Below are 16,503 nucleotides of genomic sequence, written 5' to 3'. Positions count from 1 at the left end.
TACGAGAACCAGATCTGGCTCACCGGCAGTCCTGAAGAGGCCTTCGACTTCGTCTACGACATCCACATCGGCACCATCACACCCGGACCCTGACCGCACCCGTCACCCATCAACCCCCGACGGACTTCCGGCTCGGACCACTTAGCGAGGCGGCCCTGCGAGCCCAGCCCGTGCAGGCCATCGCCGCACGGTGGGGGTTTGCCGACAAGGCCCACTTCAGCCGGGTGTTCCGGGCCGCGTACGGCACCAGCCCCCAGGCGTACCGGGAATCCACCTCGGATCCGGCACGGATCGTCAACCGCCCGGCGTCCACGGTCAACTCCCGGCGGGCAGACTGACACCCAACGCGACCGACCACCGCCCGCACAGCGGGCCCGTGCGAGGCCGCCAACGGGGGCCGTGGCGAGGCGCCCGCCGCCAGCGGCGGCGGGCGGCCGCCCGGTGCCAGCCTCGACCGGCCGAGACCCCGGTCCCGTCAGTCTCCCCCCAGGATCGTTGGCGGGGCCGGTCAGGCTTTCTCCAGCAACGCCAGCACGATCCGCTCGGCCTCCTCGCGCGGCGCCCCCGGCTCGACCGGCACCACCACCCCGTCGTGGTAGAGGTCGACGACCCGCGGGTCCACGTACGACGTCCGGGCCACCGTGGGGGTGTTGCCCAGCAGGTCGGCGACCTCGCGCATCACGGCCGCCACCGCCCTACGACGCGCGGTCACCGAGCGGGCCAGACCGACGGTCGCCAACTCGGTCGCGGCGAGCACGGTGGCGTGCCAGGTGCGGAAGTCCTTGGCGGTCATCTCCCCGCCGCTGGCATCGCGCAGGTAGCCGTTGACCTCGTCGCTGCGCACGTCACGCCACTCCCGGCCGTCCCAGTAGCCGAACAACCGGTCCGCCTGCCGTCGGCGACGCCGCAGATTGACCAGCACCCGGCACAGCTCCGGGTCCTCGATGCGGCGCACCTGCTCGATGCCGCCCTTGGCGGGGAACACGAAGACCACACAACCGCCCCGCGACCGGGCGTGCTCGGGACGCAGGGTGGACACCCCGAACGTCGGGTCGTCGCCGGCCGCGTACTGGTCGCTGCCGACCCGGAACATCCCCATGTCCAGCAGCCGGGCCACCGTGGCCAGCACCCGGTCCCGACCGAGTCCCCGGCCGTCCAGGTCCCGCCCCACCCGCTCCCGCAGCGCCGGCAGCCGCCGGGCCACCTCCAGCATGCGGTCGAACTTCGCCTCGTCCTGCTTCTCCCGCCACAGTGGATGGTAGACGTACTGCTTGCGCCCGGCCGCGTCGATGCCGGTCGCCTGGATGTGCCCGTTCGGGTACGGCGAGATCCAGACGTTCTGCCAGGCCGGCGGGATGACCAGCTCGCGCAGCCGGGCCAGGACGTCGGCGTCGCGGACCGGCGCGCCGCTCGGGTCGAGAAAGAGCCAACCCCTGCCGCGCCGGCGACGCCCGTATCCCGGCCGGCCCGGATCGCTACGCCGCAATCGCACCGGAGACCCGCACCACCCGTTCCACCTCAGCCACGGCCGCCAGCACCTCGTCGAGGCGCAGAGCGGCCAACGTCGGATGGCTTCCTACCCCGTCCCACCTGGGCCAATCCCCCTCGCCGGCCCAGAGCACCCGATGCCGGGGACGGTCCGGCGGCGGCCCCCAACGCGCCGGCGGCACCGGCCCGAACAGCACCACCGACGCGGTGCCGTACGCGGTGGCGAGGTGCGCCACGCCGGTGTCCCCGCTGACCACCAGCCGGGCGTCGGCTACCAGCGCGGCGAGCGCGCCGAGGTCGGTCCGGCCGGCCAGCACCGCGTCGGAGGGCAGTCCGGCGTCGTCGGCCACCCGCACGGCCAGAGCCCGTTCGTCGGCCGACCCGGTGAGCAGTACCCGGTGCCCCTGGTCGGTGAGCGCACGGGCCAGCGCCGCGAACCGCTCGGCCGGCCACCGCTTCGCCGGGATCTTGCTGCCCGGATGGAGCAGCGTGGCGCCGGTGGGCAGGCCCCTCGGCGCGGGCCGGCGCAGGCCGAGGTCGGCGCGGTCGGCCGGGATGTCGTACCAGGACAACAGCCGGCACCACCGGTCCACCTCGTGCTCCTGCTCGACCCAGCGGGGGCCGTCGGAGAAGCCGGCGTCGCCGCTGGCGAAGCCGAGCAGCCGGGCGGGTCGGGTGGCGGCCAGCAGCCGGTGTGACCGTGGGCCGCGCCCGTGCAGGTTGACGGCGACCCGCGGCGCCGACCCGACCCGGACCGGCCGGTCCAACCCCGACGTGTCCACCAGCCGGTCGACGCCGCCGACCAGGTCGACCAGCGGGGCCAGCCAGGCCGGCGCGGCCAGCGCCAGCTCCCGACCGGGGTACGCGGCCCGCAGCGCCCGCACCGCGGGCACGGCGGTGACCAGGTCACCGACGCCGAGCGCGCGCAGGACCAGGATCACGGGTACGAGGTCTCCTGCTCGGCGCAGACCACCAGTTCACGAACCGCGCAGCCGGCCGGCTGGCTGAGCGCGAACATGATCGCGGCCGCGGTGTCGGCCGGGTCGTTGAGGATGGCGTCCGGCCCCGGCTTGTACGCCGGGTCGCGCTCGTCGAAGAACGCGGTCCGCATCCCGCCGGGAATGAGCAGGGTCACGCCCACCTGGCCGGCGAGTTCGGCGGCGAGGGCGCGGGTGAAGCCGACAACGCCGAACTTCGCCGCGCAGTACGCGGTGGCGTCGCTGACCGCCTTGACACCCAGGGTGGAGGCGACCGTGACGACCCGCCCCCGGGAGATGAGCAGGAACGGCAGCGCGGCCCGGATCACGGCGGCGGTCGCGAGCAGGTCGACGGTCACGATCCGTTCCCAGGTCTCCCCCGGCACGTCGGCGAGCCGCCCCGGCACGTCCATGCCGGCGGCCGTGACCACCGCGTCCAGGCCCCCGGCCTGCTCGGCGAGGTGCCGGGTGGCGACCTCGGCGGCCCGGGTGTCGGCCAGGTCGCACTCGGTCCAGGACACCCCGTCGGCCGGCGGCTGCCGGTCCAGCACGAGCGGCCGGCCACCGGACGCGGCCACCGCGGCGACCACCGCCGCGCCGAGCCCGCTGGAGCCGCCGGTGACCAGGACACTCGGACCGGTGCCGGTCATCGGACCCCCTCCCGCGTCGGCGTCGGCGTCGGCGCGACGGAACGGGCGATCATGTCGGTGGTCGACCGACCGTCCAGGTAGGGCACCACCACGGTGTTCCCGCCCCACCGGCGCAGGACCTCCGCCTCGGGCAGGCTCGTGGTGTCCCCACCGCCGGTGGCGTAGTCCCCGCCCTTGACCCAGATGTCCGGCCGCAGCCAGGACAACGCCGCCTCGGGGGTCGGCTCGTCGAAGATCATGACCGCGTCCACGCAGCTCAGCGCGGCGAGCAGGCGAGCGCGGTCACCCTCGGACATCACCGGCCGGTCCGGCCCCTTCAACCCGGCCACACTGGCGTCGGAGTTGAGGCAGACGATCAGGCAGTCACCGAGCTGCCGGGCGGCCTGCAGGGTGGCCACGTGGCCGGCGTGCAGGAGGTCGAAGCAACCGCCGGTCGCCACCACCGTGCCGCCCGCGGCGCGTACCTCGGCGAGCAGCGCGGCGACCGGGGCGATGCCGACCCGGTCACCGCCGGGGCCGGCCAGACCGGCGCGTACCGGTTCGCGGCGCGTCCCCACCGGCGGCGGCAGGGCCGCGGCCACTCCCCCGCCGGCCACGTACGCGGACGCCTCGGCGACCGCCACCTGCACCGCCTCGGAGACCAGCGCGCCCTGGGCCAGCGCGAGGCTGGCGGCTGCCGCGAACCGGTCGCCGGCACCACAGGTGTCCCCCTCGGCGCTGCCCGGCGTGGGCACCACCAGCGGCGTCGACCCGGCGTGGCAGAGCAGCGCGCCGTCCCCGCCCAGGGTCACCGCGACCGCCCCGGCCCGCCAGCGTCGGCGCAGTCCCTGTGCGCCCCGGGACGCGGCGGCCAGCCGGGACGTCCCGGGCAGCGCCGGGACCAGTTCCCGCACCTCGGACTCGTTCGGGGTGGCCAGGTGCACGCCGGGCACCGCGGCCGGGCCGCGCGGGTGCGGATCCCACACCACCGGTGCGCGGGTGGCGGCCAACGCGTCGCGCAGCGCCGGCTGCCGGGCCACTCCCCGGCCGTAGTCGCTGACCAGCACCGCCGACGCCGCGCCGATCACCCGCAACACCTCGTCGGAGGGCTGGCCCGGTTCGCCGGGCACACCGCCCCGGTCGTGGCGCAGCAGCACCCGGCCCCGGGCCCGCAGCCGGATCTTCTCCGGAGTCGCCCCGGACAGCGGCAGCGGGTACACCCGCACACCCGCGGCGGCGAGCAACGCGCTCAGCCGGGCACCGCCGGCATCGTCGGCGAGCGCGGTCACCAGCACCACCTCGGCGCCCTGCGCGGCGGCGAAGACGGCCGCCAGGCCGGCGCCACCGGGCCGGTCGGTGGCCGCCGTCTCGTCCAGCACCGGCACCGGTGAATCCGGGCAGAGCCGGTTCACCACCCCTTCCACGTCCCGGTCGAGCAGGGTGTCCCCGACCACCACCACGGGTCCCCTCACGCTGTCCTCCTCGTCCTCACGCGTCGACCTGCTGTCCGGTCCCGCCGTCGAGCACCACCTCGACCCCGGTCCGAACCGGGGACGGCGTGACGGCGGCAGCCGGCGCGGGCAGTTCCTGTTCGAGGTACTCGCAGATCAGGTGACTCGTGACGAGGTGCAACTCCTGGACGACCTGGGTGTCGGCCGACGGCACGGCGAGCACCTCGTCGCACGCGTCGGCCAGCGCGTTGGGGGCCGGTCCGGTGAGCGCCCACGTGGTGAGGCCGGCGTCGCGGCCGGCCAGCGCGGCGGCGAGCAGGTTCTCGCTGGCGCCGCTGGTGCTCAGCAGGAGCAGCACGTCACCCGGCCGTCCGTGGGCACGGACCTGCCGGGCGTAGACGTCGGTGTAGCCGTAGTCGTTGGCGATGGCGGTGACCGCGCTCGTCTCGGCGTGCAGGGCGATGGCCGAGAACGGCTGCCGGTCGTCGTGCAGCTTGCCGACCAACTCGGCGGTGAGGTGCTGGGCCTCGGCGGCGCTGCCACCGTTGCCGGCGACCAGCAGCCGGCCGCCGGCCGCCAGGCGGTGGGCCAGCTCGGCACCCCAGCGCGCCACCAGCGGCTCACATTGCCGGTACGGCACCAGCGCCGCGGCGAGGTTCGTCAGGTGGGTGTCGAGCAGGCTGCCCGCCGGCATCAGGCCACCACCCGGGTGGGCCGGCGCACCGCGGCCACCTCGCCGTAGACCTCCGCCAGCCGCTCCGCGGTCGCCGCCCACGAGTACCGCGACCGGGCCCGCTCCCGCGCCGCCGTGGCGTACGCGAAGCGCCGGATCCGGTCATCGAGCAGCCCCTGGATGGCGGCGGCCAGCGCCCGCGGATCCCGCGCCGGCACGAGGTCGCCGGTCGTCCCGTCGACCACGGTGTCCCGGATGCCACCCACGGCGGTGCCGACGACCGGCACCCCGCAGGCCATCGCCTCCAGCGGGGTCAGACCGAACGGCTCGTACCAGGGGGCGGCGACGAGCAGGTCCGCCGAGCGGTACCAGCGGCCCATCTCCTCGCGGGGCACCGCGCCGACCAGGTGCACCCGGTCGGCCACCCCGCACGACTCGGCCAGGGCCCGCAGCCGCCGGGCGTACGGGTCGGTCTCCAGCAGCCCCTCGGGCGGGCCGCCGACCACCACACACTCGGCGTCACCGACCAGCGCCATCGCGCGGACCACCGTCTGGAAGCCCTTGCGCTCGACCAGCCGACCCACGGTCAGGATCCGGGCCCGGCCGGGCTCCCGGTCGGCGGCCGGCCCGAGCGGGGCGAACGTGGAGAGGTTGACGCCGGAGGGCACGACCGTCATCCGGGACCGGGGAACCCCCATCCGGACCAGCTCACCCACCTCGTCGCGGCACTGCGCGACCACCTTGTCCACCGAGCGGCCCAACTCCCGCTCGTAGGCGATCCGCCGGGCCGGGCTGGTGTCCTGCACGCCCTGGTAGCGGCGCTTCACGGTGCCCAACGCGTGGTACGTCTGCACCACCGGCACCCCGGTCTGCCGGCCGGCGGTCAACGCGGCGAGGCCACTCATCCAGAAGTGCGCGTGGATGACCTCGGGCGTCCAGTCGCCGCCACGCCACCGCTCGACCAGCCACCGGCTGAACTCCCGCATGTGCGGCAGCAGCGCGTCCTTCGCCACCGGCTCGGCCGGGCCGGCCGGTACGTGCACCACGTCGTACCCGTCCGGGCTGCGGACCGTCACCGGCAGGTCGAGCGCGTCGCGGCGGGTGTAGACCCGCACCTCGTGCCCGGCGGCGGCGAGCGCGGCGGACAGCTCCGCGACGTGCGTGTTCTGGCCGCCGGCGTCCTCCCCTCCGAGGATGGCGAGCGGGCTGGCGTGCTCCGAGATCATCGCGATCCGCATACTTCCTCCTCCAGCAGCCGGTCCCAGTCAGCGAGGAAACGGTCGAGGCCGTATCTGTCCCGTACGGCGGTCCGTGCCGCCACGCCGGCCTGACGCGCGGCCTCCGGTTCGGCGATGAACCGGCGGGCGGCGTCGAGCAGGGTGTCGGTCCGGGTGGCCAGCGCCCCCGCCTCCGGGGGAACGGCCGTCACCGCCTCGGTGGTGGCGAGCGCGACGACCGGCATGCCGATCGCCATCGCCTCGATGAGGCTGAGCCCCAGCGAGGTCCAGCGGCACAGGTGCAGGTACGCGCGCCGGCGCGCCAGCTCGGCGTGCATCCGGTCCTGGGGTACGTCGTCGTGGCTGGTGAGCCGGTCGGCGGGCAGGCCGAGGTGGTCGGCGAGGCCGGCGACGCCCATGCCGAACACGTCCAGCGGCGCGATCTCGGCGAAGCGGGGCAGCAGGTCCGTGCCGGTGACCCGGCCCCGCCGGACCGGCTCGTTGATCACCACGGCGAGCCGGTCCAGCTCACCGGTGTAGGATGCGGCGGGAGCGACGATGCCGTGGTCGACGACGGTGGTGCGGGTGGTGCCGGTGTCCCAGAAGATCTGGTTGAACCCGGTGACGTGGGCGATGAGCAGGTCGTCGCGGTCGGCCATCGGGTGGCGGGTGTTCGGCACGTCGCCCTTCGGCGTGTTGTGCTCGACGTAGATGGCGGGCACGTCGCGGCCCGGACGGCGGCCCAGCCACCGCGCGGCGAGGTCGATCTCCTCGGGCCGTTGCAGGATGACCAGGTCGACGTCGGTGGTGGGCAACTCCTCGGGGGTGACCTCGACGGCGCTGTCCGGCCAGGGGTAGGTGCGGGCCCGACCGAGGCCGTCGGGACCGCGATCGGGTGTGGTGGGGATCAGGTAGCGGTGCCGGCCGTGCACGAACGACGTGGTCCACGAGCCGTGCACGTGCCAGAGAAGGACGTTCATCGGCCGCCACCACCGGGGACGGCGAGCACCCGCAGCGCCTCGACCACCTCGGCCGGCTGGACGCCGCTCAGGCACGGATGCCCGGCGACCGGGCAGCTGGCGGCCCGGGTGTCGCGGCAGAGCGCCGCGGCGTCACCGAGCCGCACCGTGGGCACCCGGTACGGCCCCCACTGTCCGAACGGGACGGTCGGCGCGAAGAGGCTCACCACCGGCACCCCGGCGGCGGCGGCCAGGTGCGCGGGCCCGGTGTTGCCGACCACCACCGCACCGGCGTCCGCCACGATCGCGGCCAGCCCGGCCAGGTCGGTCCGGCCACCCAGGTCGGTGCCGCCGGCCGCCGCGACCCGGGCGGTGACCGCACGCTCGTCGGGGCCACCGGTGACCAGCACCCGGTGCCCGGCGGCGGACAGCGCACCGGCGATCCGGGTCGCCAGCTCGGGCGGGCAGGCCCGGCTCGACGCGGCCGAGCCGGGGTGCAGCACCACGTACCCGGGGTCACCGAGATCCGCCGGGCGCGGCGGCACGGCGTCCGACCGGAGCCGGAGAACGGGTTCGTCGCCGTCGGGCAACCGGTGGCCGGCGGCGGCGGCGAGGGAGAGCGCGCGTTCGGGTTCGGGGACGCCCACCGGCACCCGGTGCCGGATGTCCAGCAGGGAGCCCGGATAGTCGTCGCTGATCGCCGCGATCCGGCCGATCCCGGCCATCCGCAGCAGCAACGCCAGCGGCAACGCCGACTGGTGAAACGAGGTGAACACCACCGCCTGGTCCGCGCCGACGGCGGCGAGGCGCGCGGTCAGGCCACGCACGGCGGCCGGGTCGACCGGCGCCGGAGTCGGGTCGATCCACGGCAGCGGATGCTCGATGATCTCGTCGACGCCGGGCAGCAGCTCGGCGGCGGCCCGTCCGCGCGGGCCGCACAACAGCACCACCCGCTGCGCGCCGGCCGCGACAGCGCGGATCGCCGGGCCGGTGACCAGCACGTCCCCGGCCGAGTCCGAACGCACCACCAGCGCCGTCCCCACCCGCTGATCGACCGGCGCGGGCCGTACCGCCTGCTGGCGGCGCAGGATCTCCTGGACCGCCGAGGGCAGATCGGTGGCCACCCATCCGGCGGCGGCGATCTCCTCCGGCCGGGTCACCGGCGTGGGCACCAGCACTCCCGCCGCACCGGCGGCCAGAGCGGCGGCGACGTCCCGGCCGATGTCGCCGACCATGACGCACCGCGACGCGCTCGTGCCCAGCTTCCGGGCGGCGGCGTGCACCAGGCCGGGAGCCGGTTTGCGGCAGTCGCACCCGTCGGCGTCGTCGTGCGGGCACACCAGCCACGCGTCGAAGCGGCCCAGCAGCTCCTCGACGCGGGCGTGCACCGCCCGCATCTGCTCGTCACTGAAGTAGCCGCGGGCCAGGCCCGACTGGTTGGTCACCACCGCCAGGCGCAGGCCGGCCGCCCGCAACCGGTCCAGCGCCGCCCGCGCGCCCGGCACCGGCCGCACCTTCTCCGGGTCACCGTTGTACGGCACGTCCTCGATCAGGGTGCCGTCCCGGTCGAGCAGCACCGCGTCGTACAGGACCCCCCGAGGATGCCCGGACAAGGCCCGGTCAGCACCGGCGTACACCCGGGCTGACCTGCGCTGATCCGGATCCTCCTGGTCCTGTCGCACAGCCGGCGGGTTCCCTGCGCCCGGAGGAGTAAACGTCGGGCCGGCGCGGTGGGCCAGCACCGCCAGCGGCGCCCCGGATCGGCCTTACCCGCCACTCCGGAGAAGCTAACCCGCGGGTCGTTAGGCCCCAGCATGACGCGGGTATGTGAGCCCAGTGGCGATTGTGGAGAAAGTGATCGACGCTCCCCCGCAGCAGGTCTTCGCCGTCCTGGCCGACGGGTGGACGTACAGCGACTGGGTGGTGGGCACCGCGCACGTGCGGGACGTCGACGACGCGTGGCCGCGGGTGGGCAGTCAGCTGCACCACCGGGCCGGCCCGTGGCCGTTCTCGTTGCAGGACGCCTCGACCGTGCTGGTCTGCGAACCGCCACACCGGCTCGTGCTGCGGGCCGGTCTGTGGCCGGCCGGCGAGGCCGTCGTGGCCTTCACCCTGGAACCGGTCGGCGACGGCGCCACCCGGGTCCGGCTCGGGGAGGACTTCGCCGCCGGCCCGCTGCGCTGGGTGCGCAACAAGGTCAACGACCTGGTGCTGCACATGCGCAACAGGGAGACCCTCGAACGGCTCTCCGACATCGCCAAGCGGCAGAAGGGGTGACCGTGACGCAGACCGTGGTGGTGACCGGCGCGAGCGCCGGCGTGGGCCGGGCGGTGGCGCACGCGTACGCGGCCCGGGGCGCCCGGTTGGCCCTGCTGGCCCGGGGCGAGGCGGGCCTGGCCGCCGCCGAGCGGGACTGTCGGCTGCGCGGTGCCGCCGACGTGCGCGTCTACCGGGTCGACGTGGCGGACGCCGGCGCGGTGCAGCAGGCCGCCGACGACGTGGTGCACCGGTGGGGTGGCATCGACGTGTGGATCAACAACGCCATGGTGTCGGTGTTCGCACCGGCGTGGGAGATACCGGCACGCGAGTTCCGTCGGGTCACCGAGGTCACCTACCTGGGCACCGTGCATGGCACCCTGGCCGCGCTGCGACACATGCGCGCGCACGGGCGGGGTGCCATCGTGCAGGTGGGCTCCGCGCTGGCCTACCGGGGCATCCCGCTCCAGTCGGCCTACTGCGCGAGCAAGCACGCCGTTCAGGGGTTCAACGACTCGCTGCGGGCCGAACTGCTGCACGACTGCCCGGGGGTGAAGCTGTCGATGGTGCAGCTGCCCGCGGTGAACACGCCGCAGTTCTCCTGGGTCCGTACCCGGCTGCCCCGGCATCCGCAGCCGGTGCCGCCGATCTTCGCACCGGAGCTGGCGGCCCGCGCGATCGTCTGGGCCGCCGACCACGGCACCCGGGAGCTCAACGTCGGCGGCCCGACCTGGCGGGCCCGACTCGGCGACATCCTGATCCCCGGCCTGCTCGACCGGAAGCTGGCCCGCGACGGGTACGACAGCCAGCAGACCGGCGAGAAGATCGACCTCACCGCCTGGCGAGACAACCTCGACCACCCCGGCGACGAGGACCGGGACCGGGGTGCGGCAGGCGTGTTCGCGGACCGGGCGCGGGACCGCTCGGCAGCGCTGTGGGTCGGCACCCACAAGCCGGCGCTGTCCGGTCTCGCGCTCGCCGGTGTGGCGGTTGCCCTGACCGCCGTGGCCCGGCGTCTGCGCTGACCCGACCCGGGTGCGGGCGGTCGTCGGCATGGCACGACCTCGTCCGCAACGCCCGGAAGGGGAGCGTTTTCCACTCCGACGGGGCAACTGGATACCCTCTCAGGTAGCCCTGTCCGCAAACCGAGGATGTCCGACATGATCGAGCCCGTGCAGCTGCCGTCGCCGTGGCGGGACGCACGCCTGACCGTCGTGGTGCCCACCTACAACGAGGCGGGCAACCTCCCGGCGTTGGTCGAGCGGCTGCTCGCGCTGCCGCTGCCGGGGCTGCGCGTCCTCGTCGCCGACGACAACTCTCCCGACGGCACCGGCGAGGTGGCCGACAAGCTGGCCATCGAGCACCCGGACCGCATCGAGGTGGTGCACCGGGCCGGCAAGGAGGGCCTGGGCCGGGCCTACGTGGACGGGATCGGGCGTGCGCTCGACGGTGGCGCCGAGTACGTGGCGCAGATGGACGCCGACCTGTCGCACCCGCCGGAGGCGCTGCCGGGCATGTTGGGTGCCCTGCTCTCCACCCAGGCCGGCGTGGTCATCGGCTCCCGGTACGTGCCCGGTGGCGAGCTGGACGAGAACTGGCCGCTGTACCGGCGTGCGCTCAGCGGCTGGGCGAACCTCTACGTGCACACCCTGCTGCGGGTCCGCATCCGCGACCTGACCGCCGGCTTCAAGATCTGGCGCGCCGACGCTCTGCGCGACATCGGCCTGGACCGGGTGCAGTCCAACGGCTACAGCTTCCAGGTGGAGATGCACTACCTGGCCACCAAGCTCGGGCACACGATCCTGGAGGTGCCGATCCGCTTCGAGGAGCGGCGCGACGGCGAGTCCAAGATGACCACCGCCACCAAGATCGAAAGCGCCCTGATGCCGTTCCGCCTCCGCAACAAACACCGCAACATCACCCGCTAAAACCCACCCCCACCCCCACCCCCACTCTCCCCCCTCCCCTCCCACCGACCTCCCACCCCGGTGATCAAGAGCTTTGCGTCAAAATTCGGCCCGCCGATGACGCAAAGCTCTTGATCACCGGGGGCAGTGGGGGGCGGCGCGGGGGGGGGCGGTTAGGGGGGAGGTAAGGGTGGGGGTTAGGTGGGGTAGACGGTTTGGTGGGCTTTGGCGATGGCTGCCGCGTAGGCGCGGCCGGTGAGGGCGCGGTCGCGGGCGAGGGCCGCGCGAGCCGCGTTCGCGCCGGGTGCGCCGTGCACGCCGCCGCCGGGGTGCGCCGACGCGCTGGCCAGGAAGAGCCGGTCCACCGGGGTGTCCGCCCGCCCCAGGCCGGGGATCGGGCGCAGGAACAGCTGCTGGTACGCCGCGGCGGTGCCACCGCCGAGCGCGCCGCCGACCAGGCTCGGGTTCTCCTTCTCCAGCTCGGCCGGCCCGGCCACGTGCCGACCGACGATCAGTCGCCGGAAGCCCGGGGCGGCCGCCTCCAGCACGTCCTCCATCCGCTGCACGTGCCCGGCGACGTCCTCGGCACGCCAGTCCCGCAGGAACGGCAGGTGGGTGTACGCCCAGAGCGACTCGGTGCCCGGCGGGGAGTGGCTCGGGTCGGCCACCGACATCTGCCCGACCAGCAGGAACGGGTCGCGGGGCAGCTCGCCACGGGCCAGCTCCCCGGCATAGTGGGTGAGCCCGTTCAGGTCCGCGCCGAGGTGCACGGTGCCGGCACCGGCCACCTCCCGGTTCGTCCACGGCACCGGCGCGGAGAGCGCCCAGTCCACCTTCAGCGTCGAACCGTCCCACCGGAAGTGCGCCAGGTCCTCGACCAGCCGGGACGGCAGCGCGGCAGCGCCGACCAGGTCGAGGTAGAGGGCCGGCGCCGGCACGTCGGCGAGCACGGCCCGCCGGGCCCGCCACAGCGTGCCGCCGACGGTGCGCACGCCCATCGCCCGGCCCCGGGCGGTGAGCACCCGGTCGACCTGGGCGCCGTAGAGGATCGTCCCGCCGCGTTGTTGCAACCGGTCGACGAGCGCGTTGGTGATCTGCTGCGCGCCGCCGTCGGGCACCGGCCAGCCGACCTGCTGGCCGAGCATGGCCAGCAGCCACCCGTACACTCCGGAGCCGGCCTCCTCCGGGGACAGGTCGGTGTGCAGGGCGCAGCCGGCCAGCAGCGCCGGTCCGCCGGGGCCGTCGAACAGTTCGTCACCGAGCTTGCGCACCGGCACGACGAGCCGCCGGGCCAGCCGTAGCGCGCCGGCGATCCGCAGCCGGCGCAGCAGACCCAGCCCGCCGCGAATCGGCGGGAACGGCGTGGTGATCGTGTCCAGCATCGGCTCGGCCACCTCGAGCCAGTCGGCGTACGCGTTGAGCCAGCGTCTGCCGTCACCGGGAGCGAACTGCTCCAGGGAGGCGGCGGTGACGTCCGGATCCCGGTTGATCACCGCGGCCCGACCGTCGGGCAGCAGGTGCGCCAGGACGTCCGGGGAGTGCCGCCAGGACAGGCCGTGCCGACCCAGGTCGAGCCCGCGCAGCACCGGCGAGGCGTACCCCAGGGGGTAGAACGAGCTGTAGAGGTCGCTGAGGTAGCCGGGCGCGGTCACCTCGGCGGAACGGACGGCGCCGCCGGGCACGGCGGTCGCCTCCAGCACCACCACGTCCCACCCGGCGTCGGCCAGCAGGTTCGCCGCGACGAGGCCGTTGTGACCGGCGCCGACGACGACGGCGTCCGCGCTCTGGGCGCCGGTGGTGTTCATCCGATCCGGCTACCCGGCGCGCAACCGGGCGAAACGCGTTTGCCGCGCCGGGGCCGGGGCATCCAGCGCCGCATGTACACGGTTGCGCAGCTGGTGGGCGGGGTGTGGGGTGCGGGCGGCGACGGCGGTGAGCTGGTCGTCCACGACCCGGCGGACGGTTCGCCGGTCAGCACGGTGCCGGTGGCCACGGCCGACGAGGTCGGCAAGGCGGCCCAGGCGGCGCGCGGTGCGGCCGCGGAGTGGGCGGCGACCGCGCCGGCCGCGCGGGCTGCGGCGCTGCACCGGGCCGCGGACGCGGTGTCGGCGGTCACCGACGAGCTGGCCGCGGCGGTCACCGCGGAGATGGGCAAACCCCTGGCGGACGCCCGTGGGGGCGTCGAGGCGGGCATCGGCACCCTGCGACAGTACGCGGAGCTGGCCCCGCTGCGCGGCGGGCGGACGCTCAACGGTGCGGGGGACGCGCTGGACTTCATGACCCCGCAGCCCCGGGGCGTGGTGGCCGCGATCACCCCGTGGAACGACCCGGTGGCGGTGTCCTGCGGGCTGCTCGGGGCGGCTCTGGTCACCGGCAACGTGGTGCTCTACAAGCCCAGCGAACGCACCCCGGCGACGGGTTGGCTGCTGGCGCGTGCGCTGGACGGGGCACTGCCGCCCGGTGTGCTGTCGTTGCTCACCGGCGGAGCCCAGGTCGGGGCGGCGCTGGCCGCCCAGGAGGTCGACGTGGTGGCCCACGTGGGCTCCACAGCGAGCGGGCGGGCCATCGCCGCCGCGGCGGCCCGCACCGGAGCGAAGGTGCTGTTGGAGAACGGCGGCAGCGACCCGCTGGTCGTCGACGCCGGCGTCGACCCGGAGTGGGCGGCGGAGCAGGCCGCGCTCGGGGCGTTCGCCAACGCGGGGCAGATCTGCGTCGCGGTGGAGCGGATCTACGTGCACCGGGACGTGGCCGAGGACTTCGTGGCGGCGCTGGTGCGACGGGCCGGCGCGCTACGGATGGGGCCGGGCCGGGAGCCGGGCACCGAGCTGGGTCCGCTGGTGGACCGGCGGCACCGGGACCACGTGCACGGGCAGGTGGCGGCCGCCGTGGCGGCGGGGGCGCGGGTGCGTACCGGTGGGGAGGTGCCGGACGGGCCGGGAGCGTTCTACCCGGCCACCGTGGTCACCGACTGCCGGCACGACATGCCGCTGGTGCGGGAGGAGACGTTCGGGCCGGTCGCCCCCGTGGTGGTCGTCGACTCGTTCGACGAGGGTCTGCGCTGCGCGGCGGACTCCCCGTACGGGCTGGCCGCCACGGTGCTGACCGCGTCGATGAGCCACGCGCAACGGGCCTGGCGGGACCTGCCGGTGGGCACCGTCAAAATCAACGCCGTGTTCGGCGGGGCACCGGGCGGCGCCGCGCACCCGCGGGGCGCGAGCGGGCAGGGCTTCGGGTACGGCCCGGAGCTGCTGGACGAGTTCACCGCCACGAAGGCGGTGCACATCGAGGCGCCGGCTGGCGGGCACTGGTGACACGGTACGGGCGGGCGCAGGGGTGCCGCGTCCGCCCGTACCGTCGTCTGCTGGGTCAGTCGCCGCGAGCCTTGCGGGTGGCGCGGTCGTTGGCCTTCTCGATGGCCGTGACCAGCTCCGGCTTGGTCATGCTGGAGCGACCGGGTACGTCCAGCTTGCGGGCCACCGACATCAGATGGTCCTTCGTGGCGTTGGCGTCCACCCCACCGGCGGTGGGTGCGCGCCGCTCCGGCCCGCCTCCGGCGGCCTGGGCGTCGCTCGGACCCTTGCGGCCCTTCGGCTCCCAGTGGTCGCCCACCTTCTCGAACTGGTGCTTCACCGCGGCGAAGGCGGTGCGGTGCGACCGCTCCCCCTCGCCGTAGGTCTCCACCGCCGAGTCGTGCGTCTTCTCCCAGGTGCGCTGCGCCTTGTCCGGGGAGCGTCGCAGCGTGCTGGGCATGTCCTCGCGCGCGGGCATTCTCGTCCTCCTCCGCGTCGACAGGGTTGTCGGTGAGCGTTCCCCGGCAGCGGGCCGGCAAACCATCCGCGCCGGACGGACGGGTTTGTCGATTTCGCGGCGCGGGTACCGGCCGGGCCAGGCCCGACCGGACGACCGGTCATCCGGCGGCCGGGGCACAGGGAGCGGGCATGACGACCACGGAGCCCGGTACGACGCTCGACGGCACGCCGGGCGCCCGGCTGCCCCGGCGGGTACGGCAGCTGAACTGGCGGACCTGGCGGGGCGTGCTGGTCCGCAGCGTGCAGAACTTCGTCACCGACAACTGCTCGGACTGGGCTGCCGCGCTGACCTACTACGGGGTCCTGGCGCTCTTCCCGTCCGCCATCGTGGTGGTGGCCCTGGTCGGCCTGGTGTCCTCCGGCGAACAGACCATCGACACGGTGGTCGACCTCGCCAACCAGGTGGGCGCCGGTTCGGTGCTGACCGACGACGAGGGTGGCGTGGTCGGGGTGATCCGTTCGGTGGTGCTCGAGCAGAGCAATCCCAAGCTGCTGCTGAGTTTCGGTCTGCTCGGTGCGCTGTGGTCGGCGTCGGGCTTCATCGGGGCGTTCACCCGGGCCTCCAACGCCATCTACGGGGTGACCGAGGGTCGGCCGGTGTGGAGGCTGCGGCCGTTGCAGATCGGTCTGGCCGCGATCACGCTGGTGCTGCTCGCGGTGGTCGCCCTCGGGCTGATCGTCAGCGGCCCGGTCACCGACGCGGTCGGCGATCTGGTCAACGCCGGCGGCCTGGCCCGTACGGTGTGGAGCGTGGCGAAGTGGCCGGTGCTCGCCATGATCATGATGGTGCTGTTGTCGCTGCTGTTCTGGATCGCCCCGAACGTGCGTCAGCCCCGGTTCCGCTGGCTCACCCCCGGCGGCGCGGTGGCCCTGCTCGCCTGGGCGGTGGTCTCCTTCGGCTTCGGTCTGTACGTGGCCAACTTCGGCTCGTACGACGCCACCTACGGCAGTCTGGGCGCGGCCATCGCGTTTCTCGTCTGGCTCTACCTGTCCAACTCGGCGCTGATGCTGGGCGTGCAGATCAACGCCGAGGTACAGCGCGGACGGCAGTTGCAGGCCGGCGACCCGGACCCGGAGGAGCCGGTGTTGCCGCCCCGCCAGCCCGCCGACACCTGAGCACCGCCGTGGGCCGGATGT

General features: G+C 74.7%; 16 protein-coding genes. 6 read left to right on the top strand and 10 right to left on the bottom strand.

The features are described from left to right. Positions 1 to 170: 170 nt before the first annotated feature. Positions 171 to 338, top strand: a complete 168-nt coding sequence (locus AB0H52_RS16070; protein ID WP_357948143.1) for a helix-turn-helix domain-containing protein — start codon at positions 171 to 173, stop codon at positions 336 to 338. Between the two features lie 170 nt (positions 339 to 508). On the opposite strand, the gene AB0H52_RS16065 is transcribed toward AB0H52_RS16070, so the two are convergent. Genes AB0H52_RS16065 through AB0H52_RS16030 form a run of 8 tightly spaced genes read right to left on the bottom strand, consistent with a single transcriptional unit; the run spans position 509 to position 8,971 of the window. After that, complete coding sequence (locus tag AB0H52_RS16065) at positions 509 to 1,492, bottom strand: DNA topoisomerase IB (protein WP_151490915.1); 984 nt, start codon at positions 1,490 to 1,492, stop codon at positions 509 to 511. Beyond that, positions 1,476 to 2,429 carry a glycosyltransferase family 9 protein gene (locus AB0H52_RS16060; RefSeq protein WP_151490916.1) on the bottom strand — a complete coding sequence of 318 codons (954 nt, stop codon included), beginning with the start codon at positions 2,427 to 2,429 and terminating at the stop codon, positions 1,476 to 1,478. The genes AB0H52_RS16065 and AB0H52_RS16060 overlap by 17 nt, the downstream gene beginning before the upstream one ends. Beyond that, positions 2,426 to 3,115, bottom strand: a complete 690-nt coding sequence (locus AB0H52_RS16055; RefSeq protein WP_151490917.1) for an SDR family oxidoreductase — start codon at positions 3,113 to 3,115, stop codon at positions 2,426 to 2,428. Before AB0H52_RS16055 ends, AB0H52_RS16060 begins: the two co-directional genes overlap by 4 nt. Then, positions 3,112 to 4,566, bottom strand: coding sequence for a PfkB family carbohydrate kinase (locus AB0H52_RS16050; RefSeq protein ID WP_151490918.1), 1,455 nt, complete (start codon positions 4,564 to 4,566; stop codon positions 3,112 to 3,114). Before AB0H52_RS16050 ends, AB0H52_RS16055 begins: the two co-directional genes overlap by 4 nt. Before the next feature lie 16 nt (positions 4,567 to 4,582). Continuing rightward, positions 4,583 to 5,242: an SIS domain-containing protein gene (locus AB0H52_RS16045; RefSeq protein WP_151490926.1), complete on the bottom strand. Its 660-nt coding sequence runs from the start codon at positions 5,240 to 5,242 to the stop codon at positions 4,583 to 4,585. After that, a complete protein-coding gene (locus AB0H52_RS16040) occupies positions 5,239 to 6,456 on the bottom strand; it encodes a glycosyltransferase (RefSeq protein WP_151490919.1) in 1,218 nt (405 codons plus the stop codon). The genes AB0H52_RS16045 and AB0H52_RS16040 overlap by 4 nt, the downstream gene beginning before the upstream one ends. Then, on the bottom strand, positions 6,441 to 7,415 hold the full coding sequence (locus AB0H52_RS16035; RefSeq protein WP_151490920.1) for a glycosyltransferase: 975 nt from the start codon (positions 7,413 to 7,415) through the stop codon (positions 6,441 to 6,443). Before AB0H52_RS16035 ends, AB0H52_RS16040 begins: the two co-directional genes overlap by 16 nt. Next, positions 7,412 to 8,971, bottom strand: a complete 1,560-nt coding sequence (locus AB0H52_RS16030) for an HAD-IIIA family hydrolase (protein WP_192580340.1) — start codon at positions 8,969 to 8,971, stop codon at positions 7,412 to 7,414. Before AB0H52_RS16030 ends, AB0H52_RS16035 begins: the two co-directional genes overlap by 4 nt. A gap of 259 nt (positions 8,972 to 9,230) precedes the next feature. On the opposite strand from AB0H52_RS16030, the gene AB0H52_RS16025 reads away from it, so the two are divergent. The 3 genes from AB0H52_RS16025 (at position 9,231) to AB0H52_RS16015 (ending at position 11,578) form a co-directional block, all read left to right on the top strand. Then, positions 9,231 to 9,671 (top strand): SRPBCC family protein, encoded by a 441-nt coding sequence (locus tag AB0H52_RS16025; protein ID WP_151490922.1) that lies wholly within the window; start codon positions 9,231 to 9,233, stop codon positions 9,669 to 9,671. 2 nt (positions 9,672 to 9,673) lie between these two features. Further along, the gene (locus tag AB0H52_RS16020; RefSeq protein WP_151490923.1) at positions 9,674 to 10,675 is read left to right on the top strand and encodes an SDR family oxidoreductase; all 1,002 of its coding nucleotides are present in this window, start codon (positions 9,674 to 9,676) and stop codon (positions 10,673 to 10,675) included. 135 nt (positions 10,676 to 10,810) lie between these two features. Continuing rightward, complete coding sequence (locus tag AB0H52_RS16015) at positions 10,811 to 11,578, top strand: polyprenol monophosphomannose synthase (protein WP_151490924.1); 768 nt, start codon at positions 10,811 to 10,813, stop codon at positions 11,576 to 11,578. 176 nt (positions 11,579 to 11,754) lie between these two features. Here the strand turns inward: AB0H52_RS16015 and AB0H52_RS16010 are convergent, their stop codons facing one another. Then, positions 11,755 to 13,362 (bottom strand): NAD(P)/FAD-dependent oxidoreductase, encoded by a 1,608-nt coding sequence (locus AB0H52_RS16010; RefSeq protein WP_357948136.1) that lies wholly within the window; start codon positions 13,360 to 13,362, stop codon positions 11,755 to 11,757. A gap of 72 nt (positions 13,363 to 13,434) precedes the next feature. On the opposite strand from AB0H52_RS16010, the gene AB0H52_RS16005 reads away from it, so the two are divergent. After that, positions 13,435 to 14,868: an aldehyde dehydrogenase family protein gene (locus AB0H52_RS16005; protein ID WP_357948132.1), complete on the top strand. Its 1,434-nt coding sequence runs from the start codon at positions 13,435 to 13,437 to the stop codon at positions 14,866 to 14,868. Positions 14,869 to 14,923: 55 nt separating this feature from the next. Here AB0H52_RS16005 and AB0H52_RS16000 read toward each other — a convergent pair whose 3' ends face one another. Beyond that, entirely contained in the window at positions 14,924 to 15,325 is a 402-nt protein-coding gene (locus AB0H52_RS16000; RefSeq protein WP_151489738.1) for a ChaB family protein, read from the bottom strand. A gap of 170 nt (positions 15,326 to 15,495) precedes the next feature. Here AB0H52_RS16000 and AB0H52_RS15995 point away from each other — a divergent pair, with 170 nt between their 5' ends. Beyond that, positions 15,496 to 16,482: a YihY/virulence factor BrkB family protein gene (locus AB0H52_RS15995; protein WP_357948129.1), complete on the top strand. Its 987-nt coding sequence runs from the start codon at positions 15,496 to 15,498 to the stop codon at positions 16,480 to 16,482. Positions 16,483 to 16,503: the final 21 nt, after the last annotated feature.

Source organism: Micromonospora sp. NPDC050695, from assembly GCF_040654415.1.
Taxonomy (GTDB): Bacteria; Actinomycetota; Actinomycetes; order Mycobacteriales; family Micromonosporaceae; genus Micromonospora.
The sequence above is the reverse complement of the archived record's forward strand: the minus strand, read 5'-3'. Positions and strand labels throughout refer to the sequence as shown.

Bases quoted from the DNA above. Each gene is read 5' to 3' on its own strand.
- AB0H52_RS16055 (WP_151490917.1), bottom strand. From the start codon at position 3,115: ATGACCGGCACCGGTCCGAGTGTCCTGGTCACCGGCGGCTCCAGCGGG.
- AB0H52_RS16010 (WP_357948136.1), bottom strand. From the start codon at position 13,362: ATGAACACCACCGGCGCCCAGAGCGCGGACGCCGTCGTCGTCGGCGCC.
- AB0H52_RS16040 (WP_151490919.1), bottom strand. From the start codon at position 6,456: ATGCGGATCGCGATGATCTCGGAGCACGCCAGCCCGCTCGCCATCCTC.
- AB0H52_RS16005 (WP_357948132.1), top strand. From the start codon at position 13,435: ATGTACACGGTTGCGCAGCTGGTGGGCGGGGTGTGGGGTGCGGGCGGC.
- AB0H52_RS15995 (WP_357948129.1), top strand. From the start codon at position 15,496: ATGACGACCACGGAGCCCGGTACGACGCTCGACGGCACGCCGGGCGCC.
- AB0H52_RS16015 (WP_151490924.1), top strand. From the start codon at position 10,811: ATGATCGAGCCCGTGCAGCTGCCGTCGCCGTGGCGGGACGCACGCCTG.
- AB0H52_RS16035 (WP_151490920.1), bottom strand. From the start codon at position 7,415: ATGAACGTCCTTCTCTGGCACGTGCACGGCTCGTGGACCACGTCGTTC.
- AB0H52_RS16000 (WP_151489738.1), bottom strand. From the start codon at position 15,325: ATGCCCGCGCGCGAGGACATGCCCAGCACGCTGCGACGCTCCCCGGAC.